Origin of the sequence: Neorhizobium alkalisoli, from assembly GCF_002968635.1 — a bacterium.
GTDB classification, from domain to species: domain Bacteria; phylum Pseudomonadota; class Alphaproteobacteria; order Rhizobiales; family Rhizobiaceae; genus Neorhizobium; species Neorhizobium alkalisoli.
The window spans coordinates 118869-142223 of sequence record NZ_PVBN01000005.1; the positions used below are offsets into that span (position 1 = coordinate 118869).

The 23355-nt window shown below is 60.0% G+C and carries 27 protein-coding genes; 16 read left to right on the forward strand and 11 right to left on the reverse strand.

Translation table 11 applies throughout. The annotated features are described in order from the left end of the window. Nucleotides 1-86 precede the first annotated feature (86 nt). Both C5L13_RS12915 and C5L13_RS12920 read left to right on the forward strand, forming a co-directional pair. Nucleotides 87-905, forward strand: coding sequence for an alpha/beta hydrolase (locus C5L13_RS12915; RefSeq protein ID WP_105383699.1), 819 nt, complete (start codon nucleotides 87-89; stop codon nucleotides 903-905). A 120-nt stretch (nucleotides 906-1025) separates the two neighbouring features. After that, nucleotides 1026-1640, forward strand: coding sequence for a transglutaminase-like cysteine peptidase (locus C5L13_RS12920; RefSeq protein ID WP_105383700.1), 615 nt, complete (start codon nucleotides 1026-1028; stop codon nucleotides 1638-1640). Between the two features lie 190 nt (nucleotides 1641-1830). Here C5L13_RS12920 and mbfA read toward each other — a convergent pair whose 3' ends face one another. Next, nucleotides 1831-2814 carry an iron exporter MbfA gene (gene mbfA / locus C5L13_RS12925; RefSeq protein ID WP_105383701.1) on the reverse strand — a complete coding sequence of 328 codons (984 nt, stop codon included), beginning with the start codon at nucleotides 2812-2814 and terminating at the stop codon, nucleotides 1831-1833. A 238-nt stretch (nucleotides 2815-3052) separates the two neighbouring features. Here mbfA and C5L13_RS12930 point away from each other — a divergent pair, with 238 nt between their 5' ends. From C5L13_RS12930 to C5L13_RS12955, 6 genes are all read left to right on the forward strand, one after another. Further along, a complete protein-coding gene (locus C5L13_RS12930; protein WP_105383702.1) occupies nucleotides 3053-4159 on the forward strand; it encodes a TRAP transporter substrate-binding protein in 1107 nt (368 codons plus the stop codon). Between the two features lie 140 nt (nucleotides 4160-4299). Then, a complete protein-coding gene (locus C5L13_RS12935; protein WP_105383703.1) occupies nucleotides 4300-5406 on the forward strand; it encodes a TRAP transporter substrate-binding protein in 1107 nt (368 codons plus the stop codon). Between the two features lie 330 nt (nucleotides 5407-5736). After that, entirely contained in the window at nucleotides 5737-5946 is a 210-nt protein-coding gene (locus C5L13_RS12940; RefSeq protein WP_007770461.1) for a cold-shock protein, read from the forward strand. A 127-nt stretch (nucleotides 5947-6073) separates the two neighbouring features. Continuing rightward, a complete protein-coding gene (locus tag C5L13_RS12945) occupies nucleotides 6074-6361 on the forward strand; it encodes a cold-shock protein (protein ID WP_105383704.1) in 288 nt (95 codons plus the stop codon). Between the two features lie 53 nt (nucleotides 6362-6414). Beyond that, on the forward strand, nucleotides 6415-6654 hold the full coding sequence (gene rpsU / locus C5L13_RS12950; protein WP_105373873.1) for a 30S ribosomal protein S21: 240 nt from the start codon (nucleotides 6415-6417) through the stop codon (nucleotides 6652-6654). Between the two features lie 45 nt (nucleotides 6655-6699). After that, nucleotides 6700-6921 carry a hypothetical protein gene (locus C5L13_RS12955; RefSeq protein ID WP_105383705.1) on the forward strand — a complete coding sequence of 74 codons (222 nt, stop codon included), beginning with the start codon at nucleotides 6700-6702 and terminating at the stop codon, nucleotides 6919-6921. Between the two features lie 59 nt (nucleotides 6922-6980). Here C5L13_RS12955 and C5L13_RS12960 read toward each other — a convergent pair whose 3' ends face one another. After that, nucleotides 6981-8189 (reverse strand): MFS transporter, encoded by a 1209-nt coding sequence (locus tag C5L13_RS12960; RefSeq protein WP_105383706.1) that lies wholly within the window; start codon nucleotides 8187-8189, stop codon nucleotides 6981-6983. A 197-nt stretch (nucleotides 8190-8386) separates the two neighbouring features. Further along, nucleotides 8387-8557 (reverse strand): hypothetical protein, encoded by a 171-nt coding sequence (locus C5L13_RS29000; protein WP_170117263.1) that lies wholly within the window; start codon nucleotides 8555-8557, stop codon nucleotides 8387-8389. Nucleotides 8558-8740: 183 nt separating this feature from the next. On the opposite strand from C5L13_RS29000, the gene C5L13_RS12965 reads away from it, so the two are divergent. The 3 genes from C5L13_RS12965 to C5L13_RS12975 all read left to right on the forward strand — a co-directional run bounded on the left by C5L13_RS12965 (nucleotide 8741) and on the right by C5L13_RS12975 (nucleotide 11792). Then, the gene (locus C5L13_RS12965) at nucleotides 8741-9343 is read left to right on the forward strand and encodes a TetR/AcrR family transcriptional regulator (protein ID WP_105383944.1); all 603 of its coding nucleotides are present in this window, start codon (nucleotides 8741-8743) and stop codon (nucleotides 9341-9343) included. A gap of 33 nt (nucleotides 9344-9376) precedes the next feature. Next, a complete protein-coding gene (locus tag C5L13_RS12970; RefSeq protein WP_105383707.1) occupies nucleotides 9377-10600 on the forward strand; it encodes an MFS transporter in 1224 nt (407 codons plus the stop codon). 127 nt (nucleotides 10601-10727) lie between these two features. After that, a complete protein-coding gene (locus C5L13_RS12975; protein WP_105383945.1) occupies nucleotides 10728-11792 on the forward strand; it encodes an alpha/beta hydrolase family protein in 1065 nt (354 codons plus the stop codon). 33 nt (nucleotides 11793-11825) lie between these two features. Here the strand turns inward: C5L13_RS12975 and C5L13_RS12980 are convergent, their stop codons facing one another. From C5L13_RS12980 to C5L13_RS12995, 4 genes are all read right to left on the reverse strand, one after another. Next, the gene (locus tag C5L13_RS12980) at nucleotides 11826-12326 is read right to left on the reverse strand and encodes a hypothetical protein (protein ID WP_105383708.1); all 501 of its coding nucleotides are present in this window, start codon (nucleotides 12324-12326) and stop codon (nucleotides 11826-11828) included. 78 nt (nucleotides 12327-12404) lie between these two features. Beyond that, on the reverse strand, nucleotides 12405-12926 hold the full coding sequence (locus C5L13_RS12985) for an anthrone oxygenase family protein (protein WP_105383709.1): 522 nt from the start codon (nucleotides 12924-12926) through the stop codon (nucleotides 12405-12407). A gap of 72 nt (nucleotides 12927-12998) precedes the next feature. Further along, nucleotides 12999-13517 (reverse strand): GNAT family N-acetyltransferase, encoded by a 519-nt coding sequence (locus C5L13_RS12990; protein WP_105383710.1) that lies wholly within the window; start codon nucleotides 13515-13517, stop codon nucleotides 12999-13001. Between the two features lie 18 nt (nucleotides 13518-13535). Further along, complete coding sequence (locus C5L13_RS12995; protein WP_105383946.1) at nucleotides 13536-14111, reverse strand: helix-turn-helix domain-containing protein; 576 nt, start codon at nucleotides 14109-14111, stop codon at nucleotides 13536-13538. 175 nt (nucleotides 14112-14286) lie between these two features. Here C5L13_RS12995 and C5L13_RS13000 point away from each other — a divergent pair, with 175 nt between their 5' ends. Together C5L13_RS13000 and lepA are read left to right on the forward strand one after the other, a co-directional pair. Further along, nucleotides 14287-15534, forward strand: coding sequence for an MFS transporter (locus tag C5L13_RS13000; protein ID WP_105383711.1), 1248 nt, complete (start codon nucleotides 14287-14289; stop codon nucleotides 15532-15534). Between the two features lie 87 nt (nucleotides 15535-15621). Next, nucleotides 15622-17448 carry a translation elongation factor 4 gene (gene lepA, locus C5L13_RS13005; RefSeq protein ID WP_105383712.1) on the forward strand — a complete coding sequence of 609 codons (1827 nt, stop codon included), beginning with the start codon at nucleotides 15622-15624 and terminating at the stop codon, nucleotides 17446-17448. Between the two features lie 27 nt (nucleotides 17449-17475). Here lepA and C5L13_RS13010 read toward each other — a convergent pair whose 3' ends face one another. Continuing rightward, nucleotides 17476-17982 carry a YidB family protein gene (locus C5L13_RS13010; protein ID WP_105383713.1) on the reverse strand — a complete coding sequence of 169 codons (507 nt, stop codon included), beginning with the start codon at nucleotides 17980-17982 and terminating at the stop codon, nucleotides 17476-17478. Nucleotides 17983-18375: 393 nt separating this feature from the next. Between C5L13_RS13010 and C5L13_RS13015 the strand changes: the two genes are divergently transcribed. After that, on the forward strand, nucleotides 18376-18774 hold the full coding sequence (locus C5L13_RS13015) for a nuclear transport factor 2 family protein (protein WP_105383714.1): 399 nt from the start codon (nucleotides 18376-18378) through the stop codon (nucleotides 18772-18774). Between the two features lie 228 nt (nucleotides 18775-19002). On the opposite strand, the gene C5L13_RS13020 is transcribed toward C5L13_RS13015, so the two are convergent. Next, the gene (locus tag C5L13_RS13020) at nucleotides 19003-19401 is read right to left on the reverse strand and encodes a RidA family protein (protein ID WP_105383715.1); all 399 of its coding nucleotides are present in this window, start codon (nucleotides 19399-19401) and stop codon (nucleotides 19003-19005) included. A gap of 198 nt (nucleotides 19402-19599) precedes the next feature. Continuing rightward, nucleotides 19600-19932 (reverse strand): GYD domain-containing protein, encoded by a 333-nt coding sequence (locus C5L13_RS13025; RefSeq protein ID WP_105383716.1) that lies wholly within the window; start codon nucleotides 19930-19932, stop codon nucleotides 19600-19602. A 392-nt stretch (nucleotides 19933-20324) separates the two neighbouring features. On the opposite strand from C5L13_RS13025, the gene C5L13_RS13030 reads away from it, so the two are divergent. Then, nucleotides 20325-20585: a hypothetical protein gene (locus C5L13_RS13030; protein ID WP_105383717.1), complete on the forward strand. Its 261-nt coding sequence runs from the start codon at nucleotides 20325-20327 to the stop codon at nucleotides 20583-20585. Between the two features lie 127 nt (nucleotides 20586-20712). Here C5L13_RS13030 and C5L13_RS13035 read toward each other — a convergent pair whose 3' ends face one another. Beyond that, on the reverse strand, nucleotides 20713-21195 hold the full coding sequence (locus C5L13_RS13035) for a MarR family winged helix-turn-helix transcriptional regulator (RefSeq protein WP_105383718.1): 483 nt from the start codon (nucleotides 21193-21195) through the stop codon (nucleotides 20713-20715). Between the two features lie 215 nt (nucleotides 21196-21410). On the opposite strand from C5L13_RS13035, the gene C5L13_RS13040 reads away from it, so the two are divergent. Then, a complete protein-coding gene (locus tag C5L13_RS13040) occupies nucleotides 21411-23351 on the forward strand; it encodes an FAD-binding monooxygenase (protein ID WP_105383719.1) in 1941 nt (646 codons plus the stop codon). Nucleotides 23352-23355: the final 4 nt, after the last annotated feature.

The window sequence follows — 23355 nt, forward strand, 5'->3', positions numbered from 1 at the left end:
AATAGCATATCGTCATAGAAAAATCACCTGCTGTCGGCAGGCGGCGAATCTGTTTTATAAGCGGCGCCAGGACCGAGGAAACCACCATGACAGAGGCCGCAGCCAACACCATTGAAATGAGGATCGCCGTGGGCGCGGGTCCATCCGCCCGCGAGATTGCCATTCTCCATCGTCCGGCGAAAAAGAAAGCCGTGGGTCCGGCCCTCGTCTGGCTCGGCGGATACCGGTCGGACATGTCCGGCACGAAGGCAATGGAGATCGAGGCACTGGCGCGAGAACTCGGACTTTCGGCAATCCGCTTCGACTATTCCGGACACGGAGCCTCCGGCGGCGTCTTCCGGGACGGAACAATCTCGCGGTGGCTGGAAGAGGCAATCGCCGTCCTCAACAACATCAAGCCGAAACGCATTGTCCTGATCGGCTCTTCCATGGGCGGATGGATCGCGCTGCGCCTCGTGCAGGAACTGAAGAGCCGGAAACGGGCGCCGAAGATCGACGGGATCGTGCTGATCGCGCCGGCACCGGATTTCACCGCCGAACTCATCGAACCCCACCTTACGGAGCCACAGCGGCAATCCCTTTCCGAGCGAGGTTATTTCGAGGAAGCGTCCGAATACAGCCCGGAGCCCAATATCTATACCCGCGACCTCATCGAGGACGGCCGCCGGAACCTGGTGATGACAGGCATTATCGAAACTGGTTGCCCCGTCCATATCCTGCAGGGCATGAAAGACCCCGACGTTCCCTACCAGCACGCCCTGAAGCTCGTCGAATTCCTGCCCGCCGACGATGTCGTCGTGACCTTGATCCGCGACGGCGATCACCGGCTATCCCGCCCCCAGGATATCGAGAAACTGCGGGCCGCGGTTCGGAACCTAATAATGAATGATCAAATTTTGGGCTGAGGCAAAAATGATGCAGCCTTAACCATAAGAAGTGATCCCCGAAGATTAACAAAGGCTGAATGATTGACTCAGCCACCGTTCAGACCTTAACTTTTCGTTAGGATTTGAAGGGACGGGTCCATGATGATAGCCTTGCAGGCACGGCGGCTTGCCGTGATCCTAGTTAGTGTACTTGTACCAGTGAGTGCAGCAGTGCCGGCCCCACGGCCGATAGCTTCCATGGTTACCGGAGCAATTACCTCCCAGCCGATCGGGCATTATGAATTTTGCCAGAAGTATCAGGCGGAATGTTCGGTCAAGAGCCGCTCCGCTCCGGCTCCCAAAGTCAGCGCCAAAGGCTGGGCGATCGTCCGTCAGATCAACCAGATAGTAAATGCCCGCTACATCGCCAAGACCGACAAGCAGGTCTATGGCCGCGAAGAAGTCTGGAGCTATCCGACCAACTTCGCCGACTGCGAGGACTTCGCCCTCGAAAAGCGCAAGGAACTGGTGGCCCGCGGATTTGCACTGTCGGATCTGCTGATGACGGTCGTCCGCAAGCCCGATGGCGAGGGTCATGCGGTCCTGACCCTTCGGACCTCCGAGGGAGACTTCGTCCTCGACAATCTCGATGACCAGGTCAAACCGTGGTACCAGACGCGTTACACCTTCCTGAAGCGCCAGGCGTCTTTCAATACCGGCCGCTGGGTCAGCATCGAAAATGGCAAGGATCTGCTCGTCGGCGCATTGAAGTAGTCGGCTGGATTTTCACTCGGATACGAACCGCCTGTGATCGGATGATCGCAGGCGGTTTTTGTTTGTGGAAAGCAGCAGAAGTCGCGCTTGCGCACCGGCGCCCGGCGCCCGGCGCTTCGCTTGGGCTCAGGGCGTTCGTCGCTGCAATCGATTCACTGGATCGATTGCTCGGGCTTTGCCCGACCGTTCCTCACCCATTCCCGATCAGGATGCCCGCCGCCAGCACCAGCGAGCCACCGAACACCACCTGGAAAACGGCCCGCATGAAAGGCGTCTCCATGTAGCGGTTTTGAATGAAGGCGATCGCCCACAGCTCGACGAACACCACCACTGCAGCGATCGTCGTTGCGATCCAGAAATGCGGAATAAGATAAGGCAGGGCGTGACCGAGACCGCCGATCGCCGTCATAATCCCGGATGCGAACCCGCGCTTGATGGGCGAACCGCGGCCGGAAATCTTGCCGTCGTCATGGGCGGCCTCGGTGAATCCCATGGAAATGCCGGCGCCAACGGAGGCGGAAAGACCGATCAGGAAGGTCGACCAGGTATCGCCGGTCGCAAAAGCGGCGGCGAAGATGGGCGCCAGGGTCGATACGGAGCCGTCCATCAGCCCGGCGAGACCCGGCTGCACGTAAGTGAGAATGAACTGGCGGTGGGCCGTTGCATCCTCTTCCGATTTCACTTCGCCAGGTGTGTGCTTCTCGTCGAGCATCCGGGCAATATCCTCGTGTCCCTGCTCCGCAAGCGCGAGATCGCCGAGCAGTTTTCGCGTCGATGCGTCGGAAATGCGCTTGGCTGCCTCCGTATAAAAACGCGCTGCCTGGCTCTCCATGGCTTCAGACTGCGCCCTGACCGTCTCCAGCGGCAGGTTCTTGCGCAGCCAATCCGGCTTTCGCTCGTAGAAGCCACGCACGTGCTCACGCCGGATCAGGGGAATTCTCTCTCCAAAACGGGAGCGGAAGATCTCGATCAAGGAATTCTTGTGGGTTTGCTCGACCTCCGCCATGTCCTCGAAAACCTTGGCCGAGGCGGGATACTGCTCTCTGAGGCTGTCCGCATAGGACAAGTAAATGCGGGCATCTTCCTCCTCGGAGGCGATGGCAAGGGCGAGAATTTCCTCTTCGCTCAGCGATTCAAACGAACGCTTGGAAGTGGGTAGCAGGCGGCCGAACATGGGAATCCTTTGTTTAGAATAATTCTAATCTAAGCCCTGATCGGAAAAGTTCAAGCGGTTTTTGGCGGCAAGGAACGGCGCCTGCCGCGCGGGCAATCAACGCAATATCTGGAAAGAAAGACCGTATCGCATCGCAATCTTCAGGATTTTCCGCTTGCTGTTCCAGAAATTAAAGGATTAAGAGCGGCCGCGCGGGCGAATTCCGCGCACCTCCCAAAGTCAACAAGGCATTATTCCGATGAATCGCAGACATTTCTTCCGGCAGGCAGCGACCGCCGGCGTGGGCGCCGCCGCTGCGACCGCGCTTGCCGCACCAGCTATCGCCCAGGAAAATCCGAAGATCACCTGGAGGATGACGTCGTCCTTCACGAAAAATACCGATGTCCTCTTCACGGCATCCACCGAGATCGCCGAGAGCGTGAAGGAAGCCTCCGACGGCAACTTCACCATCCACCCCTTCGCCGCCGGTGAAATCGTGCCGGGCCTGCAGGCCGCGGACGCCGTTTCCAGTGGAACCGTCGAAATGGCGCATACGTGCTGCTATTATTACATCGGCAAGGATCCGACTTTCGCGCTCGGCACGGCGGTCCCTTTCGGCCTCAACGCCCGGCAGACCAATTCCTGGTTTTCGGTCGGCGACGGCAACGAGCTGATCAACGAGTTTCTCGCCGGCTACAATCTTTACGCTCTGCCGGCAGGCAATACGGGCGTCCAGATGGGCGGCTGGTACCGTAAGGAAATCAATACGGTAAGCGACCTGAACGGCCTAAAGATGCGCATTGCCGGTCTCGCGGGTCAGGTCATGCAGAAGCTCGGCGTTACGCCACAGCAGATTGCCGGCGGCGACGTTTATGCAGCTCTCGAGAAGGGCACCATCGACGCGACCGAATTCGTGGGCCCCTATGACGATCAGAAACTCGGCTTCGTCAAGGTCGCGAAATACTACTACTATCCCGCCTGGTGGGAAGGCGGCCCGGCCGTACACGCCTTTTTCAATCTGGAAAAGTTCAAGGCTCTGCCGAAAAGCTATCAGCGCATGCTGAAGGATGCCTGCGCCAACGCCAATCAGAACATGCTCGCCCGCTACGATGCACAGAATGCCAAGGCGCTGAAGCAACTCGTGGCAGAAGGTGCGATCCTGAAGCCTTTCAGCCAGGAAATCCTCGACGCGAGCTATAAGGCTGCCCAGGAGGTCTATGCGGAACTGACCGCCAAGAACCCGGCCTTCAAGAAGATCTACGACAGCCAGCAGGCCTTCAAGAAGGACGGCTATCTCTGGAACCAGATCGCCGAATACACCTACGACACCTATATGATGGTGCAGCAGCGCAAAGGCACGCTGTAATCGTCAGGCTCACGCCGATTTACAGGAAGCCCGGAGCGAACCTCCGGGCTTTTTATATTCGCTTGCTGCTTGCGGATCGGCTCTGGAGCGGTAGAACACGGGTTTCAGCTTCAATCTCCCAGGCCAAGCAGGAGGAACCCATGGATCGCAGACATTTCTTACGGCAGGCCGCGACCGCCGGAACGGGTGCTGCCGCGGCAACAGTGCTCGCCGCCCCCGCGATTGCCCAGGAAAACCCGACCATTACCTGGCGACTGACTTCCTCCTTCCCGAAAAGCCTCGACATCATCTTCGGCGCTGCCAACGAGATCGCCGAGAGCGTCAGGAACGCCACCGACGGCAAGTTCACCATCCAGATCTTCGCCGCCGGCGAAATCGTGCCCGGCCTGCAGGCTGCCGATGCGGTCGCCAATGGCACGGTCGAAATGGCGCACACCTGTTCCTATTACTATATCGGGCAGGATCCGGCTTTCGCGCTCGGAACAGCCATTCCGTTCGGCCTCAATGCCCGGATGACCAACGCCTGGTTCACAGCCGGTGGCGGCAACGACCTGATCAACGAGTTCCTTGCGCCCCGCAATCTCTATGCGCTTCCGGCCGGCAACAGCGGCACGCAGATGGGCGGCTGGTTCCGCAAGGAAATAAACTCCATCGACGACCTCAAGGGGCTCAAGATGCGCATCGCCGGCCTCGCCGGCCAAGTCATGCAGAAGGTCGGCGTCACACCCCAGCAGATCGCCGGCGGCGACGTTTATGCGGCGCTCGAAAAGGGTACGATCGACGCGACTGAGTTCGTCGGCCCCTATGACGACCAGAAACTCGGCTTCGTGAAGGTGGCCAAGTACTACTACTATCCGGCGTGGTGGGAAGGTGGTCCGGCCATGCACGCCTTCTTCAACCTGGAGAAGTTCAAGAACCTGCCGAAGAGCTACCAGCAGATCCTTGCCAATGCCTGCGCCTCCGCCAACAACACCATGCTCGCCAACTACGATGCCCACAACGCGACCGCATTGAAGAAGCTGGTTGCCGAAGGCGCCATCCTGAAGCCCTTCAGCCGCGAGATCATGGATGTCTGCTTCAAGGCGGCGATGGAAACCTATGCGGACCTTTCGGCCAGGAGCCCGTCCTTCAAGAAACTCTACGACAGCCAGCAGGCCTTCAAGAAGGATGCCTATCTTTGGGCTCAGGTTGCTGAATACAGCTACGACACCTATATGATGACGCAGCAGCGCAACGGCGCGCTCTGATCCGGAACACGACGAACGGAGCCTGGAAAAAATTCCAGGCTCTTGCCGCCGGTGATGATCAACGATCCGGTCGGAGAGAATCCGACTTGCCAATATTACGGTGTTAAATCAGCAAGTTGCCGTAGAAAATCTTCCCCCGCAACAAGGCCGCGAAAAATTAAATTGGCCGCCCAGCATTGATTATCTGGCGATAAGGCATATATTGCTGTCATCGAAAATTGCTTGCGACCTTTGTCAAAGAGCCTCGCGCTCCGTCAGATTTCCTCTCAAATATCGATCAATGCGGACGAAATACTGTCCGATAACGCTAGCGATTGAAAGGAAATCGTTATGAATACTGGTACCGTAAAGTGGTTCAACAGCACCAAGGGTTTTGGCTTCATTCAGCCCGATGATGGCGCGACGGACGTTTTCGTTCACGTTTCCGCTGTCGAACGTGCCGGCATGTCCTCCCTGACGGAAGGTCAGAAGATTTCTTACGAGATCGTTCGCGACCGCAAGTCTGGTAAGAGCTCGGCCGACAATCTGCGGGCCGCATAAGGATGTCATTCGCCTCGGCTGACCACGGATGTACTGGCAGCGAGCGCTTGAATGACGGGAAGAGGTCGGGGTAACGCCCGGCCTTTTTGTTTTTGCCTGGCTTCGGCCGGGTCTGAAGGAGAAGATGATGAGCCCAAACGTCTATGCCATCGACGATATCATCGTCTTGAAGGCGGGCTTGACCCGCACAGCCACCGGCGACCGGACATGCCGTATCGTCGGGCTGCTTCCGGCGGCTGATCGGGGCGAGCGTCAGTATCGGGTTCGTTTCGATAACGAAAACTTCGAACGTCGTATCGTTGCGAGCGATATCGACGCGTCGGCGACCTCAACCTCCGCCGTCAAAGGCGAGGCCTCGCGGGAAGCGCCCGGCGGGTCGTGGCTCAAGCCGTCACGCATGCGTATCGGAAAGTAATTTCAACCCATTGATAGAACGCGGGGTTTTGCCCGCTATGGAAAGGAAATAGTTTGCAGGTTCTAGTTAGAGACAACAATGTCGACCAGGCACTTCGGGTGCTGAAGAAGAAGATGCAGCGCGAAGGCGTCTTCCGCGAAATGAAGGCACGGAGCGCTTATGAAAAGCCTTCCGAAAAGCGCGTTCGCGAAAAGGCGGAAGCCGTGCGGCGTTACCGCAAGCTCGCGCGCAAGAAGATGCAGCGCGAAGGCCTGCTGCCGGCACCGAAGAAAGTCGCGCGTCCGGCGCGCTGATATCCGTTCACTGCTCGGACATCCATAAGGAAGGAGGAGATTCCCATGACTGCAACCAAGGACGAATTCTTCAATCCCACCAAGCTTTCCGCGCGTGACAAGGCCGCCGCTACCGACCAGACAGCCCGCGCCATCATTGCCGCGGAAGCCAATCAGCGGGAAAAGAAAACCGAGAAACTGAGGCTGCTTCGCCTTGAAAAGGAAGCCGCCGAACCTTCGCCGGCGCCCGCTCGATCGAAGAGCCGCAAGAGTTTAGCAGACCATTGATGCTCAAAAAGCCCGGGGATCCCGGGCTTTTTCTTTAGAGGAAAACTTTGCGCCAGCAGCTATGCCGGTTGAAGCTTCAGCCGGCTCGGCAACGGCGGGAAAGCAAGGGCGATGAGAACAGCGCCGAGGCCCACCAGCGCGGAGCCGATGAACAGCCAGTTGTAGTTGTTGAACTGATCGAAGGCCCAGCCGCCGGCCAGCGGCCCGAAGGCCATGCCGATTGCGGACAGCATGGTCACGGCACCGAGAACCGTGCCCAGAATCTTGGCCGCGAAATATTCACCCGCCAAGACGGCATAAAGCGGCATCACGCCGCCGTAAGTGCCGCCGAAAATCACCGCCAGCGCGTAGAACTGGGTGAGATCACTTACTATTGTATAGGCTGCGATCACTGCCGCCTGGATCAACAGCCCGCCGATCAATACCGGCTTGACGCCCAGCTTGTCGGCGAGGACACCGAAAAGAATGCGGCCCCCGAGACCTGCGGCACCCTCGACGCTGTAGATGCTGACGGCTGCCATCGGTCCGACGCCGCAGAACATGGCATAGCTGACCATGTGGAAGATCGGGCCTGAATGGGCAGCGCAGCAGGCGAAGAACGTAAAGGCAAGCACCAGGAACTGCGGCGAACGGAACACGCGAGAGAGCGGAATGTCCGCACGATCCGCACCTGGCGCCGCTGCCGCACCGGCAGCCGCCGCGACTGGCGGATTGCGCACCAGGAACACCGTAGGCAGCAGCAGGATCCACGCACCCACGCCGATCAGGAGCATGGCGATGCGCCAGTCGTCATAGGCGGAGATCAGCCAGCGCGCAAAGGGTGAGATCGTCATTGGCGCCATGCCCATGCCGGCCGAAACCAGCGAGACGGCCAGACTGCGGTGCTCGTCAAACCAGGCCATGGTCACGGCGATCATCGGCGCAAAGAAGGCGCTTGCCGACAATCCCACGAGGCAGCCGTAGACCAACTGAAACGCCAGCAGGCTCTCCACCTGACTTGCCAGCACCAGGGCCAGCCCAAGCAACAGGGCTCCGATCAGCACGACGATGCGTGCACCATAGCGGTCGCTGGCTGCCCCCCACATGAAACCGCCAAGACCCATGACGATGAAATTTAATGTCATGGCGCTGGAAATACCGGCACGCGACCAACCGGTCGTCGTGGCAATCGGCTCCAGGAAGATTGCGAGTGAAAACATCGTGCCGATGGCGACGCAGCCCATCAGGGCCCCCGCAAAGACGATGACCCATCGATAATTATTGCTCATGCCACTCCCCTTTCCACAGGTTCGAAACATGGATCCGCTGGCCTCACCCATACGGCTCCGTGAACCTATGACGTCCGAGCCCGGTCTCTCCCGACAGATCTTGCGTCTTTTTTAGCGGCAGCAGGATTTCAATGCAAAAAGCCCCGCACGCGGCGGGGCTTCCAGAACCGATGTCGTTGTGACGCGGATGCGCGATCTCAGTCGCTGCCAGTATTCGGACGGGCCTTGCCGACATTGCTGTTGGTCGAAGCGGTCTTGCCGTCCGGCTCCTGGCCGTAATAGGTACCGCCAAGGTGGCCGCCGCCGCTGGTATTCTCAACCTGCCGCTCGGCGCGTTTTACCGCTTCTTTCACGTCGCTTTTGCTCATGTCTGTCCTCCAGCTTGTGGGTTGGTGACAGTGAGTTAACCGCTTCATTGGCGAGGTGTTCCCGAATATTTCGCCGAGGCCGGCGGCGCGGCGCGGCGAAATCTCTGAAATATTCTTGACGAAAGCCAACTTGGAACCTATTTGGAAACGAACGTTCTCCAATTGTGACCTTTCGCGATGAACATGGACGCAACGACACGCCTACCGGGCCGCCCCAGGCAATTCGCGATCGACGAAGCGCTCGACAAGGCAATCGTCGTCTTTTCCGAGCGTGGCTATCATGCCGCCTCGATCTCGGAACTGAAGGAGGCGATGGGACTGACGGCCGGCAGTCTTTACAAGGCCTTCAAGGACAAGAAGGCGATCTTTCTGGCCGCTTTCGACCGCTATAAGCAAGTCCGCAACGCACTTCTCGATCAGGAAATCGGCGTCGGTTCCGATGGTCGCGACAAGGTTTTTCGCATGCTGCGCTTCTATGCGGAGGCTTCGCATGGCGAAAGCGGAAGGCGGGGCTGTCTAGTGGTCGGGACGGCGATAGAGCTTGCGGTCTATGATGCGGAGGCAGCCGAGCGCGTCGGTCGGTCGATGGCGCGCAGCGAGGCTTTGTTCGAGCACCTCATTCGCGAAGGCCAAGCTGACGGCTCGATCTCGAAGACGATAGACGCGGAAGCGACGGCCCGCCTCATGCTCTCGGTCACCCAGGGCCTGCGGGTGCTCGGCAAGACCGGACCGGACCGGGACCGCGCCTTCGCCGTCATCGACGCGGCCATGAAACTTCTCGACTGATTTACTCGATCCTTTCCTCCCAAGGAGCTTTTCATGACGAGCAATACAGCAACTCTGGTCAGCCCGGCCGCTCCCTCCGCCATGTCGGCCAGCATGACCTTCATCATGGCCGCGGCTTGCGGCCTGATCGCGGCCAATCTCTACTATTCCCAACCGCTCGCCGGTCCCATCGCTGCGTCCATCGGTCTCCCGGCGCATGCAACCGGTTTCATCGTCACGCTGACCCAGGTCGGCTACGGCCTTGGCCTGCTGCTCATCGTGCCGCTCGGCGACCTTCTCGAAAACCGCCGGCTGATCGTGACCATGATTGCCGCAGCTACGGTGGCGTTGATCGCCGCCGGCCTCTCGACGGCGGTCGTCCCCTTTCTAGCCGCCTCGTTGGCAATCGGGCTTGCCTCCACTGCCGTGCAGATGATCGTACCCTTTGCCGCGAGCCTCGCCCCGGATGCCCATCGCGGCCGGGTGGTCGGCAATGTCATGAGCGGACTGATGGTCGGCATCATGATGGCCCGGCCGGTCTCCAGCTTCATTGCCCGCTATTCCTCCTGGCACCTTGTCTTTTTTGTCTCCGCAGCGGTCATGGTCCTGCTCGGCTTCGTGCTTGCCACGCGCCTTCCGAAACGGGCGCCGCAAACGAAACTTTCCTATTTTGCCTTGATCGCGTCGATGGGCCACCTCTACGCCACCCAGCCGGTGCTGCGCCGCCGGGCTTTCTACCAGGCCTGCCAGTTCGCCGCCTTCAGCCTGTTCTGGACGGTCACTCCGCTCGTCCTCGCCGGCCCCGCCTTCCAGCTGAGCCAGGCGGGCATCGCGCTCTTCGCCCTTGCCGGCGTCGCGGGAGCGATTGCCTCGCCCATCGCGGGACGTCTTGCGGACCGGGATCTCGGCCGCCCGGCCACGATCTTCGGCATCGTGGCCGTCGCAATCGCTTTCCTGATCACCCACGTTGCGCCGGAGGGATCCACCATTGCGCTTGCGCTCCTGACATTTGCCGCGATCCTCTTGGACTTCGGCGTAACGATGACGCTCGTCATCGGCCAGCGCGCGATCTACGGGCTCGGCGCCGATCTGCGCAGCCGCCTGAACGGTCTCTTCATGGCGACCTTCTTCATGGGCGGCGCGGTCGGCTCGGCCGTCGGCGCCTGGGCGTTTGCGGAGGGCGGCTGGCTGCTCGCCTCGATGCTGGGCCTTGCGCTTCCAGTCCTCGCCTTCCTTTATTTCCTGACGGAACGGCGGCGGCCGGCGCCGGCAGAATAGAAGGCTGGGCACCTGAGACGACAGGACCAGATCATGTTCAAGGACGCCCTCGAACATGATCGAGGTCGAACAGATTCTATATTTTTCGAAAGGTCAGTCATCGCTTCTCCAACCGAACGAGGTTCCCATGCGACTGACCTTTGCTTTTATCGCTCTTCTATATGCCAGCGTCCCTGCCTTTGCCGGCAATCCTGCCGGCGTGCAGAATGTCAGCATCGCCTCGCCGGCGCGTGGCGCGGCCCTCGACGTCACGGTCTTCTATCCTTCGAAAGGCGACGGTGAGCCGATCGTGATCGGGCAAAACAGGGTCTTTGAAGGCATGTCCGCTTCGAAGAATGCCACGATCGAGAAGGGCCGCTTTCCGCTCGTGCTGCTTTCCCACGGCTCCGGCTCACGAGTAGAAGGAATGGCCTGGATCGCCACGAAACTGGCCGAAGCAGGCTTCATCGTTGCCGGTCCGAACCATCCCGGCACGACGAGCGGTGATTCCACGCCGGCTGCTACGCCGAAGATCTGGGAGCGCGCGCAGGATCTTTCGACCATCATCACCGCACTGACCAACGACCCTCGTTGGCAGCCCTCGATCGACAAGGACCGCATCGGCGTCCTCGGCTTTTCGCTTGGCGGCAGCACGGCCATGGAACTGGCCGGCGCCCGCGCCGATCTCGATGCCTATATTCGCTATTGCGAAGACTACGCGATGATGATGGATTGCCGCTGGTTCCAGGGCGGTCGAGGTTTCGCCAACAACGAGCCGGTCACGGTCGAAAAGCTCGATCTCAGGACCATCGACAAGGCCCGTTTCGAACAATCGAACCGTGATCCGCGCATCGTTTCGGCGGTCGTGGTCGATCCCGGTCTTGCTGCAGCCTTCAAACCGGAAAGCCTGAAAGGCATCGATATCCCGCTGACCATCATCAACCTTGGCAGTACCGGCAAGATCCCGGTCGCAGTGCGTGCGGACAAGCTGGTCAAACAGATCCCAAATGCCGCCTATGCGCAGGTGGACAATTCCGACCATTTCAGCTTCCTGCCCGTCTGCAAGCAAGGTGCTGCGGAATTCCTGGATTCGATCGGTGATCCGGATCCGATCTGCGAGGAGGATGGACTTCGGTTGCGAACCGATATCCACAAAGAGCTTATCGGCCTCATCATGCAGACTTTCGAGCGCACGCTCAAATCCGGTCACTGACCCGTCAGACGCATAAAGGGGGGCAGACGTCGCCTATTTCGCCGGCTTCGGAATGCCGGAAAGGATCGAGCCGTCCTCTGCACGGCTCGTCAGGTGTTTGAATTTTCCGTTCCTGAACTCGAAGAAATGCGCACCCTTGGGGCTTTCCTCGTTGAGAATACCGGAAAAGACGATCAGGCGGCTGTCGTTTTTGAACGAGAATGGCTCGCCTTTGCCCCAACAGCAGACCGAATAGGGCAGCCATGCAACCTTGCCGGTTCTTGCATCGATGACCGCGCCGCCGAGGCATTCAGCCCCGCAACCCCATGTGGCGAAAATATAGTGGCCTGCGAAATTGGCCGGCTGGCTGACCGCGCGCCGGAGCCGCGTCGCGAAATTCCGCTCATCCTTCGTCGCCAGCCTCACCAGAGCGTTCGGCCCGGCATAGATCTTCTCGGGAAATGCGGAGAACTGCGGCACCTCTTCAGCCGCCGCCGAAGCGGCGATGCCAAGCCAGATGCCGATCAGAATCCCGACGACCTGGAACCCACGCATGACGATCTCCGATAACCAGAAGATGAGATTGATGCCGTATGTGAGAATGCGAGGCTATTATCATCTCCCGTCTTCCACTCAGGCAGTGCGACTGGCGACGGGATTGCCGCGGGCAAGCAGGAAAAGGCCGAGGCCCGTCAGCAGAAGGCATATGCCGCTTGCGATCGTGCGGACGATATTCCAGAACTGCCAGGTTTGCGAATATTGCTGCCAAACGCGTCTTGCGGCATCTACATCAGGCGGGGTCGCGGTGGCCGCAAGCGCCTCGTTCATCGGCACGTTGACGCTCATGGTCAGGATCTGACCTCCAACCAGATAGACGACACCTGCCACCGCGAAAGCAACTGCGGCACCTCTGAAACCCGAGAGAGCGGCAAGGAGAGCCGTTACCAAAAGGATCGGGCTCGTACCAAAAAACGCCGGTGCGAAAACCACGTTGCGCACCGAGGCGTTCATGGCCTTCATCGCCTCGATCGCCACGGCCGGATCGATCGCATCGAGGCCCCACATGGTCGAGCAGACCCAAGCATAGAAGAAGCCGAAGATCCCGCCGCTCAAGAGGAGCGACAGGCCGGCCAGAACATATACGGGCGGTCGCATGCGAGCCTCCTCATCATCTTCCCAATGGCTCGCATGAAATATGCGTTCGTCCAAGTGAAAGATGGATGAAATTCAGGCGACCCGCTTGTAGAACAGCGTCGTGCCGCAGAAGCCGCCTTCCGGCCACATGGCATAATCGGGAATGACTCCAACGCGCTCCCATCCGAAGCGCGGGTAAATACTTTCCGCTTCGCTGCCGGTCGCTGTATCGAGTACCAGAAGCGTCCGGCCGCGGCACGCTGCTTCCGCCTCTACCGCCTCCATCAGCTTGCGCGACAAGCGGAGCCCGCGCGCCGAACGATGCACGAGAAGCTTCATCAGGTCGCCGCGGTGCGGCTGGTTCGGCTTCGAGGCAAGCCCCACCTGAACCGTGCCGACCACCTTGCCGTCCACCTCGGCCACCGCCAGGATGATGCTGCCCTTTGCCACCGCATCGGCGATCTCGTGCCAATACCCGATCGCGTCCTTCGGTTCGAACGGCAGCATGAAGCCGAGCGAAGCGCCGCCATTGATGCAGTCGGAAAGCACCTCGCAAAGATCCGATATGCTTGCGCGGGTTTCGTCTGCGTTGATGATGCGGATGCTTGTCATGTTCGGTTCTTTCGGGTTCTAGCGGCCGCGGTCGAGGACGACAGCGTAACGGGCCGGCCTGTCGGACGGATTGTGAAAGTCGAAGGCGTCGCCGATATCCATGTAAAGGCAATCGCCCGGATGGAGCCTGTGGACGGTCTCGCCGATGATCATCTCCAGCACGCCTTCGAACAGCCAGACGTGCTGGGTCATGACCCGGCTCTCTTCGCGCGGCGGGAAACTCACCCGCGCACCGGCGGGAAAATCCACCTCGACGATATCGACCCGGCTCGGCGTGCCGGGCGGAGACACCGAACGCCTGACATATCCCGTATGCGGGTCGCGCCAGAGCCGCTGGTCGGCGTGACGACTGAGGGGCGAGGTTGCCGGCTCGTCATCGGCGAAAAAGGCTGAAAGCGAAAGGCCGAGCGCCTCCGAAAGCCTTGCCAGCAGCGCCGCCGTCGGGCTCGCCTCAGCCCGTTCGATCCGCGAGATCATCGCACGGCTGACGCCGGAGCGGCTCGCCAGGTCGTCCAATGTCAAACCTGCCCGCCCTCTGAGCCTCTTCAACCGCTCGCTGATGGCATTCTCGATGTCATGATCCGTCGTTTCCATGATTTGAGAATTGCATTCTCTTATGATGGAATCAAGTGCCTCGATGTCACGCGCATGAAATTTGCAGGGCAATGCCGTTTCCGCGATAGCTACCGAGGCCATCGATCGGCTAAGGGAGCAGCATGAGGATATGCACCGGCCGGTAGCAATCCCCGCCTATTGCCGGAGAGACGAGATGAACGGCCAGACATCGGAGGCATCTTCGCCCTTTTCGATCGCCAGCATCGTCATCTCCATGACGACAGCGGCGATCGGCAGCGGCGTAATGTTCGCCTATGTGCCCTTCATGCTGACCCATTCTGTCGCGCCGTGGGCGGCGGGTGCGGCCGTCACCGCCGTCGCTTTCGGCGGACTTGTGGGCTGCATGGTCGGCGGCCCGCTGATCAAGCGCGTCGGGCATGCGCGGCTCTTCGCCTGCTCGATGGCGATGGTAATCATCGCCGCCGTGCTGATCGCCGCCGACCTGCCGCCCGCATACTGGATTCTGGCGCGCGGCCTCTATGGCGCGGCTGCCAACGTCAACTTCATCATCGCCCAGAGCTGGCTGAACCACGCGGCATCGAACGAATGGCGCGGCAGGGCGATGTCCTTCTTCTACATGGCCTACGTTCTCGGCCTCGGCTGCGGCGCCTGGATCTTCGGGCAGATCCCGACCGACGGCAATCTCGCGCCGCTCGCGGTCGTCTTCTTCACCGCGCTTTCCATCCTTCCGATCGGGCTGACTCGCCTGCCGAACCCACCGCCGCCGGCGAGTGTCAGCGTCAACATCGCCATGGCCTGGCGCATCTCGCCGGTCGGTCTTGTCGGCGTTTTGGCGTCGGGCGGGCTCTCCATGGTCGTGCAGGGCTTCACCCCGATCTATGCCGCCACCAATCAGGTCTCGCAGAAGGACGTCGCGTTCCTGATGTTCATCATGCAGACCGGCCTCCTGTTCATCCAATATCCACTCGGCGCGCTGTCGGACCGCATCGATCGCCGCGCCGTTCTGGTCGTCACCTGTGGCCTGATCGTCGCGGCTGGCATCGCGGCGCTCTTCGTTTCCTTCTCAACGATCGTTCTCCTGATGATCGTCTTTCTCATCTTCGGCGGCGCGATCGAGACCGTCTATTCGGTCGCCAATGCGCATGCCAACGACCGCGCCGACCCCGGCGATTTCGTGCCACTCTCCTCGACGCTGCTCGTCGCCTGGTCGACGGCCGCGACGATCGTTCCGCTCGGCGTCACGCTTTTGACGCCCATCTTCGGTCAACACACCTTCGTCTACGCGATCATCCTGGTGGCGGTCTCTTATGCAGCCTACGTGATCTGGCGCCTCAAGGAGCGCCAACCGGTGCCGGCGGACGAGCGCGAGAATATCGGTATCCGCAGCGCCCAGGTTCCGAACGCTTCGGTCCTCACCGATCCGGAGACCGGCAAGCCCTGAAATAGGCCGAGGAACCGGCCCTTATCCTCAACGAATGGTTATCTTTCCGCTTTGCGACAGGGATTCGCGCTGCTATATGCGCGAGCCATGAGCACCAATTCCACCCGCACTCCGCTTGACCATATCCGCAACTTCTCGATCGTGGCGCATATCGACCACGGAAAGTCGACGCTCGCCGACCGGCTGATCCAGACGACCGGCGGTCTTGCAGAGCGCGACATGTCGGAACAGGTGCTGGACTCGATGGATATCGAGCGCGAGCGCGGCATCACCATCAAGGCCCAGACGGTGCGCCTGCACTACAAGGCGAATAACGGCGAGACCTACATTCTCAACCTCATAGACACGCCCGGCCACGTGGACTTCGCCTACGAAGTCTCCCGTTCGCTGTCGGCCTGCGAAGGCTCGCTGCTGGTCGTCGATGCCTCCCAGGGGGTGGAAGCCCAGACGCTTGCCAACGTCTATCAGGCGATCGACAACAATCACGAGATCGTCACCGTCCTCAACAAGATCGACCTGCCGGCGGCCGAACCCGATCGCATCCGTGAGCAGATCGAGGAAGTGATCGGCATCGACGCGTCGCAGGCGGTGTTGATCTCGGCCAAAACAGGCCTCGGCATTCCCGACGTGCTGGAGGCCATCGTTCATCAGCTGCCGGCGCCGAAAAGCGAAGGCGGCGAAAAGGCGCCCTTGAAGGCGCTGCTGGTCGACAGCTGGTATGACACCTATCTCGGCGTCATGGTTCTGGTGCGTATTCTTGACGGCGTCCTCACCAAGGGCCAGACCATCCGGATGATGGGCACCGACGCCAAATACCAGGTCGAGCGCGTCGGCGTGCTCACACCGAAGATGCTCGCCGTCGACAGCCTCGGCCCGGGCGAGATCGGTTTCTTCACCGGCTCGATCAAGGAAGTAGCGGATACCCGCGTCGGCGATACGATTACCGAGGACAAGAAGCCGACGGCTCACGCGCTGCCGGGCTTCAAACCGGCCCAGCCCGTCGTATTCTGCGGCCTCTTCCCAGTCGATGCCGCCGATTTCGAGGACCTGCGCGCTGCCATGGGCAAGCTGCGCCTCAACGACGCCTCCTTCTCCTTCGAAATGGAAAGCTCCGCCGCCCTCGGCTTCGGCTTCCGTTGCGGTTTCCTCGGCCTGCTGCATCTCGAAATCATCCAGGAGCGCCTGGAGCGCGAGTTTGACCTCGATCTCATCGCCACGGCTCCCTCGGTTGTCTACAAACTGACGATGACCGACGGTTCCGAACGCGAACTCCACAATCCGGCGGACATGCCGGACGTGGTGAAGATCGCCGAAATCCAGGAACCGTGGATCAAGGCAACGATCCTGACGCCGGACGATTATCTCGGCGGCATTCTGAAACTCTGCCAGGACCGGCGCGGCATTCAGACCGAACTCACCTATGTCGGCAAGCGTGCCATGCTCACCTACGAGCTGCCGCTCAACGAAGTGGTGTTCGATTTCTACGATCGCCTTAAGTCGATTTCGAAGGGCTATGCTTCCTTCGATTACCATCTGCACGGTTATCGCGAGGGCAATCTCGTGAAGATGTCGATCATGGTGAACGGCGAGCCGGTCGACGCGCTCTCCATGCTGGTCCACCGCTCGGCGGCCGAAAAGCGTGGCCGGGACATGTGCGAGAAGCTGAAAGACCTGATCCCGCGACACATGTTCAAGATCCCGATCCAGGCCGCCATCGGTGGCAACGTGATCGCGCGCGAAACGATCTCCGCCATGCGCAAGGACGTGACCGCGAAATGCTACGGTGGCGACGCCAGCCGCAAGCGCAAACTTCTGGACAAGCAGAAGGAAGGCAAAAAGCGCATGCGCCAGTTCGGCAAGGTCGACATCCCACAGGAAGCGTTTATTGCCGCGTTGAAGATGAAGGACGATTGAGGCCGCGGGTCACCCTCGGACTTGATGTTACACGGTACCTTGCGCGGGCGGCACCTTGCCGTCGGGCGTGAGACCATCGACGGCATCGGGAAGTTCCCTGGATAGCCTCCTCAGTACTTCCTCTTCGGAAAGGCCCGTCTTTGCCGCCACGTCGCGCACGACGTCCGGCCCAAGGGCCTCCTGAAGCTCCGTGTCGTTGATCGGATCGTTGGCTCCCGTCCTCACCCAGCTATCGGCCTTTTGGTCGTGGCCGGTCTCCCGGAATTGATCGAGCAGGTCGTTCAGTCCCCCGTTGAGGAGCGAACCGACCCCGCCTCCAGCGAGAATGCTGCCGAGGCCGCCGCTGCTGAGCTTACCGAGAACGTCGTTCAGTCCTCCCGAGGGCTGCGAAGCAGCCGTTCCTTCAGTTCCACCCGGGGGCACCGCCTGCCGCCCTTCGGTGATGTTTTTCAAAATGTCGGCAATCTTGTCCCTGTTCTGGTAGCCGGCAACGGCCAGAACCGCGAGAAGTGCCTTCAATGGTCCGCGTTGCATGATTTGCCTCCCTTGGCGCTTTACCGGTTCTGACACACCGGTTTTCAGAGCACTTAGGATTCGCGGGGCAAACGGCAATACAGGAAGTCCTTACGGTTATTCGGGGAGGTCGAAATCTTGCAGGACGCGCTTATTGCAGCCCTGAAAGGCCGTCCTTCGGAACACGAAGAAGGCGAATCCTATTGGCGTTATAATGAATACGATTGGGACGATTTTTCCCTATCTTCACGGACTTTGAAGTTTTTGCGCCCAAGAACGAACTGGCACAATTTGGGAGTCCGCCGAAGTATCCTTGCTATGGATGGAAAGCATCACCGCAGCCGCTGCGGGCCTTATTCCCCAACTCCTTGCCAGAAGACAATGTAGCTAACCTTACTGAGAGAAGGAATCAGAATGGACGCGACTTGCACGCCATCCGAATTGGCAGAAATGGACCGCCTACGAGCTATAGAGCATAGGCGGCTGCAAGCCTTGGTGGAAGGCGATATGGAGACTGCGTTGCCTCTGCACTCCCCTGATTTTCAACTGATAACTCCAATCGGCATGCCTTTGTCGCGGGACCAGTATTTGGGTGCCATTTCGCAGGGAGCGATCAAATATCTTTCATGGCAGCCTCAGGAGATCACGGTTCGGCTCCACCAGGACGTGGCACTTATCCGCTACCGTGCGGCACTCGAAGTCATCTTCAACGGACATCGGGTTCCACTGAGCGACTACTGGCATACAGATACCTATGAGTATCATGATGGACGCTGGATGATCGTTTGGTCGCACGCAACGGCAATACAGTAAGTTCGGTCTCGTTGTGGGAAGTCGAAGGGGAGATGGGGCTGATGCCGCTCATACATCCCCTTCATCTTCATCGCTTCAATCCAGCCCATGCGGCCGGCGGACGATGCCCAGCGACTTCGCCTTTCGCATGGCTTCCGTCGCCGCCTCGACGCCGAGGAGGACGGTGGTTTGGAGAGAACCCACCGTGCCACCTGCGCGAGACACTCGCCCGCCATCTTCCGCATCCAATCAAGCGGCCGGCGGGATCCGTGCTATCACCTTGATCTCGAAGTCAAATCCGGCGAGCCAGTTGACACCGACAGCGGTCCAGTTCGGATAGGGTTTTTCAGCGAAGGTAGCGTCCTTCACGGCAAGAACCGCCTCGAACTGGTTTTGCGGATCTGTGTGGAAGGTGGTTACGTCGATGATGTCGTCGAATGTGGAGCCGGCGGCCTTAAGAACAGCACCAAGGTTTTGGAAGGCGAGCTCCACCTGCTTCTTGAAATCCGGCTCCGGTGACCCGTCCTCGCGGCTGCCAACCTGGCCAGAAACGAACAGCAGATCCCCCGAGCGGATCGCCGCCGAATATTTGTGGTTCTCATAAAGAGCCTGTCGGCCGGCGGGGAAGATTGCATCGCGTTTAGTCATACTCGCACTCCTGTTGAAGGAAGCACCAGGCCGCAACGATCACCATGGCATTTCATCGGCGGGCGGAGAGACCTGAATGTGCTTTGGCCGGCGCCATTCACATACGCGCCGTACGTCAGTGCATATAAGACATACGGTGCGTATGTCAATTGGCATACGCACCGTATGTTCATTTACAGGGGTGGAAGCGGGGACAGATCAACCTCGCGCTGCGGGTGGACGATATCGAACCGATTTCGCCCTTCGCATCGCTTCCATCGCGTCTTCGACGCTGACAAGCACGGTAGTCTCGAGAGAACTCAACGCACCACCGGCGCCGATGGCGAGCGCTACGGCTGCCATCGAGACGTTGTCGGGTGCCTCCCACAGGCACCAGCCGTCATGCTTGCCAAAAGCGTACCAGAACCCCTGGAGTTTTCCGTCCACGGATTCGATAGATGCCCGTGCTGCCTCTCGCCGATCCTCCGGATTTTCGATCATCCGCGCGCGTGCCTCGGGCGTATAGCTGAAACTCGTGAGATACAAGGCCATGGCTTGCCTCCTCCTTCAGGCCAGATCAGTTAACGCCCAAGTTCGCAGGAACGCGAGTCAATCCAATGGAGGATTTCGGGCGAGAATTGCCCGGAGAGAATTGCCGGGACTAGACCGCTGTATTGAGGACGGCTGAGTTGCTTCTCGGGATCATGAGCGTATCCTCAACCGGTGTCGGGACAGTGCTCTACTGTTGGGAACCCGGCCCATTTGCACCCATAGCAATCCGTTCAGCGGCCAGAGAGATGAAGGCGGCCGCGTGAATCGATGATTCGTCGTCAGCATGACGGCGAAATCGGACGCAACCGCACAGCCCAAGTTGACTGAGTCAAGACACGGGCGTCGGCTAGTCCAGACCAGGTGACGTCGGTGTCCAGATAGGAGATACCGAGATGAACAAGTTGTGCCTGCTAATCCTGACGCTTTCGATCGGGTTCCCCTCGCTGACCTTCGGCGTAGCAACTGCGGAGGAGGGAGATTATTACGATAGCATTCCCGGACAGGGCTATTCTGCTCTTGCGCCGGACTCCATGACGACTTCCGGCATCATGAACTCCGGCGAGGTGCGCGATCTACCTTATCCACTCAGGAACAGAGGTGGCCGTGACAACAATTGGCCGGCCTTTAATGACGGTATGCCTCTTTCGGATTGAACGCCCATTGGCGAAAAAGTTGGCCGCCGAGATTAGCGCTTGGCGGCCAACGTTGAGAACTGTCATCTGATACCAACTTACGAGGCACATCCGTACCTGAGGTGACGGCAAGCCCAACGCGCGTCTCTCACCCGTTCCTGGAAGTCTCCGCCGAAACATCCCTTAGCGGCGCGCGGCTCAGTTCGTTGCCGGCAGCGATCGCCTTGCGCAGGAGCCGCATCAATTCCTGCTGCTCATCGCCGGTCAGACCGCGGACCAGCAGTTCCTGCGCCGCTTCCACCGCCGGGCTCACAGCCTCAAGTGTCTGCCGCCCCTTTTCGGTGACCTGCAACTCGCGGGCGCGCCGGTCCCGGCTGCTGGCGCGGCGTTCCAGCAATCCCTTTTGCGCCAACCTGTCCACGACCCCTGTGATCGTTGTCCGATCGTAGGCGATCAGTCCGGCCAGCGTGATCTGGTCGATCCCGGGATTGGTGCTGATCGCTGCAAGCGCAGCATATTGAACCGGCGTCAGATCGTAGCCGGCTTCCTCCACCTCAGCATGAAAAACCGCCACGGCGATCTGCTGAAACCGGCGGGCGAGATGCCCCGGCATGTCATTATTGTCCTTCACCGACCTCTCCACAGCGGAATCATGTTGTTGACAGCATACTGATGATCAGTATGCTAATCAATTGCAATCCTGCCGAATTCATGGCGGCAGGGTGGCATAGACTTAGATCACGGAGCGATCCGGCAGTCGACATCGAGACCAACCGCAACGGCGGGCCTAACAGTCGCGGCCGTGCTCGGTGAGCCCGTAAGAACCCAGGCGGAGGAGAAGCGCTGATGCAATTTCATTTAAACGGCTACCAGCCCGGCGATCCGGAGATTTCCGACCCTGACGAACGCATTGCGCCGTCCGGTGCCCCCGGCCCGCTGCCAGAGGAAGTCGACGTGCTCATCGTCGGCTGCGGGCCTGCGGGCCTGACGCTCGCGGCCCAGCTTTCCGCCTTCCCGGATATCAGGACCTGCATCGTCGACCAGAAAAACGGCCCGCTGCTTCGCGGCCAGGCGGACGGCATCGCCTGCCGCACCATGGAGATGTTCGAGGCCTTCGGCTTTGCCGAACGGGTCCTGAAGGAGGCCTATTGGGTCAACGAGACATCCTTCTGGAAAGCTGGAGAGAAGGGCTCTGGCCGGATCGTCCGAAGCGGCCGGATACAGGACACCGAAGACGGACTTTCCGAATTCCCTCATGTCATCCTCAACCAGGCGCGGGTGCACGACTTCTTCCTCGAAGTGATGCGCAAATCGCCGGCCAAGCTCGAGCCGCATTACGATCGGCGCCTGATCGACCTTTCGGTCAACACGGCGACCTCTTCCGACCCGTCCTCTCATCCTGTAACCGCCAGATTCGAGCGGCTCGATACAACGCACGAGGGGCAGATCGAAACGATCAGGGCCCGCTACGTGGTCGGATGCGACGGCGCGCGCAGCCGCGTGCGGAAGTCGATCGGCCGGGTCCTCGCCGGGGATTCCGCCAACCACGCCTGGGGTGTCATGGATGTCCTCGCGATCACCGATTTTCCTGACATCCGCCTGAAGGCACTGATCCAATCGCCTGGCGAAGGAAGCATCGTGCTCATTCCCCGCGAAGGGGGCTATCTCGTCCGTATCTATGTCGAGCTCGACAAGCTGGACGCCGGCGAACGGGTTTCAAACCGCAGTATCACCTCCGACTATCTCATCGCCGCGGCGCAACGGATACTGAAACCCTACACGCTGGAGGTAAAGGAGATCGCCTGGTGGTCGGTCTACGAGATCGGTCAGCGGCTTTGCGAAAAGTTCGACGACGTGCCGGACGACGCGGTCGCCGAACGCCTCCCCCGCGTCTTCATCGCCGGCGATGCCTGCCATACCCACAGCCCGAAGGCCGGCCAGGGTATGAACGTTTCGATGCAGGACGCCTTCAATCTGGGCTGGAAGCTCGCTGCGGTCCTGCGCGGACAGAGCGTTCCGCATCTGTTGCACAGTTATTCGGCCGAGCGCCAGGCGATCGCCAAGGAGCTGATCGATTTCGACCGCGAATGGGCGAAAATGCTCAGCGCATCCTCCACAGAAGGAAGACAGGTCGACCCGGCCGAGACTCAGGACTACTTCGTCCGCCACGGACGTTATACCGCGGGCACGGCGGTCCGTTACCAGCCTTCGATACTCACCGGAGACGCAACCCACCAACATCTTGCGGAGGGGTTTCCGATCGGCATGCGGTTTCATTCCGCGCCGGTGATCCGCCTGGCGGACGCGAAGCCGGTTGATCTCGGGCACGTGACCAAGGCGGACGGCCGCTGGCGCATCTTCGCCTTTGCGGGCGCTGAAGGCCCTGCCGAGCCCACTTCCGGCATCCATGCCCTGTGCACCTTTCTGTCCAATTCCCCCGCATCACCCGTTCGGAAATACACAGCTGCCGGTCAGGACGTCGACTCGGTGATCGATGTTCGCGCCATCTTTCAACAGCGGCATCGCGATCTCGCGGTGGAGAGGATGCCGGCCTTCCTTCTGCCCGGAAAGGGACGCTACGGGCTTTGCGACTACGAAAAGATGTTTTGTCCCGACCTCAAGCACGGTCAGGACATTTTCGAGATGCGCGGGATCAATCGGCAGCGAGGGTGTCTGGTGGTGGTCCGTCCCGACCAGTATGTCGCCCAGGTTCTTCCACTCGACAGCCATGCCGAACTGACAGCCTTCTTCGACGGGTTCATGGCCTTGCCGGGACGGGCCGCTTGAGCGC

What these genes read in the sequence shown, in the direction of transcription:
- C5L13_RS12915 (WP_105383699.1), top strand. Translation starts at nt 87, where the DNA reads ATGACAGAGGCCGCAGCCAACACCATTGAAATGAGGATCGCCGTGGGC.
- C5L13_RS12920 (WP_105383700.1), top strand. Translation starts at nt 1,026, where the DNA reads ATGATGATAGCCTTGCAGGCACGGCGGCTTGCCGTGATCCTAGTTAGT.
- mbfA (WP_105383701.1), bottom strand. Translation starts at nt 2,814, where the DNA reads ATGTTCGGCCGCCTGCTACCCACTTCCAAGCGTTCGTTTGAATCGCTG.
- C5L13_RS12930 (WP_105383702.1), top strand. Translation starts at nt 3,053, where the DNA reads ATGAATCGCAGACATTTCTTCCGGCAGGCAGCGACCGCCGGCGTGGGC.
- C5L13_RS12935 (WP_105383703.1), top strand. Translation starts at nt 4,300, where the DNA reads ATGGATCGCAGACATTTCTTACGGCAGGCCGCGACCGCCGGAACGGGT.
- C5L13_RS12940 (WP_007770461.1), top strand. Translation starts at nt 5,737, where the DNA reads ATGAATACTGGTACCGTAAAGTGGTTCAACAGCACCAAGGGTTTTGGC.
- C5L13_RS12945 (WP_105383704.1), top strand. Translation starts at nt 6,074, where the DNA reads ATGAGCCCAAACGTCTATGCCATCGACGATATCATCGTCTTGAAGGCG.
- C5L13_RS12955 (WP_105383705.1), top strand. Translation starts at nt 6,700, where the DNA reads ATGACTGCAACCAAGGACGAATTCTTCAATCCCACCAAGCTTTCCGCG.
- C5L13_RS12960 (WP_105383706.1), bottom strand. Translation starts at nt 8,189, where the DNA reads ATGAGCAATAATTATCGATGGGTCATCGTCTTTGCGGGGGCCCTGATG.
- C5L13_RS29000 (WP_170117263.1), bottom strand. Translation starts at nt 8,557, where the DNA reads ATGAGCAAAAGCGACGTGAAAGAAGCGGTAAAACGCGCCGAGCGGCAG.
- C5L13_RS12965 (WP_105383944.1), top strand. Translation starts at nt 8,741, where the DNA reads ATGGACGCAACGACACGCCTACCGGGCCGCCCCAGGCAATTCGCGATC.
- C5L13_RS12970 (WP_105383707.1), top strand. Translation starts at nt 9,377, where the DNA reads ATGACGAGCAATACAGCAACTCTGGTCAGCCCGGCCGCTCCCTCCGCC.
- C5L13_RS12975 (WP_105383945.1), top strand. Translation starts at nt 10,728, where the DNA reads ATGCGACTGACCTTTGCTTTTATCGCTCTTCTATATGCCAGCGTCCCT.
- C5L13_RS12980 (WP_105383708.1), bottom strand. Translation starts at nt 12,326, where the DNA reads ATGCGTGGGTTCCAGGTCGTCGGGATTCTGATCGGCATCTGGCTTGGC.
- C5L13_RS12985 (WP_105383709.1), bottom strand. Translation starts at nt 12,926, where the DNA reads ATGCGACCGCCCGTATATGTTCTGGCCGGCCTGTCGCTCCTCTTGAGC.
- C5L13_RS12990 (WP_105383710.1), bottom strand. Translation starts at nt 13,517, where the DNA reads ATGACAAGCATCCGCATCATCAACGCAGACGAAACCCGCGCAAGCATA.
- C5L13_RS12995 (WP_105383946.1), bottom strand. Translation starts at nt 14,111, where the DNA reads ATGGAAACGACGGATCATGACATCGAGAATGCCATCAGCGAGCGGTTG.
- C5L13_RS13000 (WP_105383711.1), top strand. Translation starts at nt 14,287, where the DNA reads ATGAACGGCCAGACATCGGAGGCATCTTCGCCCTTTTCGATCGCCAGC.
- lepA (WP_105383712.1), top strand. Translation starts at nt 15,622, where the DNA reads ATGAGCACCAATTCCACCCGCACTCCGCTTGACCATATCCGCAACTTC.
- C5L13_RS13010 (WP_105383713.1), bottom strand. Translation starts at nt 17,982, where the DNA reads ATGCAACGCGGACCATTGAAGGCACTTCTCGCGGTTCTGGCCGTTGCC.
- C5L13_RS13015 (WP_105383714.1), top strand. Translation starts at nt 18,376, where the DNA reads ATGGACGCGACTTGCACGCCATCCGAATTGGCAGAAATGGACCGCCTA.
- C5L13_RS13020 (WP_105383715.1), bottom strand. Translation starts at nt 19,401, where the DNA reads ATGACTAAACGCGATGCAATCTTCCCCGCCGGCCGACAGGCTCTTTAT.
- C5L13_RS13025 (WP_105383716.1), bottom strand. Translation starts at nt 19,932, where the DNA reads ATGGCCTTGTATCTCACGAGTTTCAGCTATACGCCCGAGGCACGCGCG.
- C5L13_RS13030 (WP_105383717.1), top strand. Translation starts at nt 20,325, where the DNA reads ATGAACAAGTTGTGCCTGCTAATCCTGACGCTTTCGATCGGGTTCCCC.
- C5L13_RS13040 (WP_105383719.1), top strand. Translation starts at nt 21,411, where the DNA reads ATGCAATTTCATTTAAACGGCTACCAGCCCGGCGATCCGGAGATTTCC.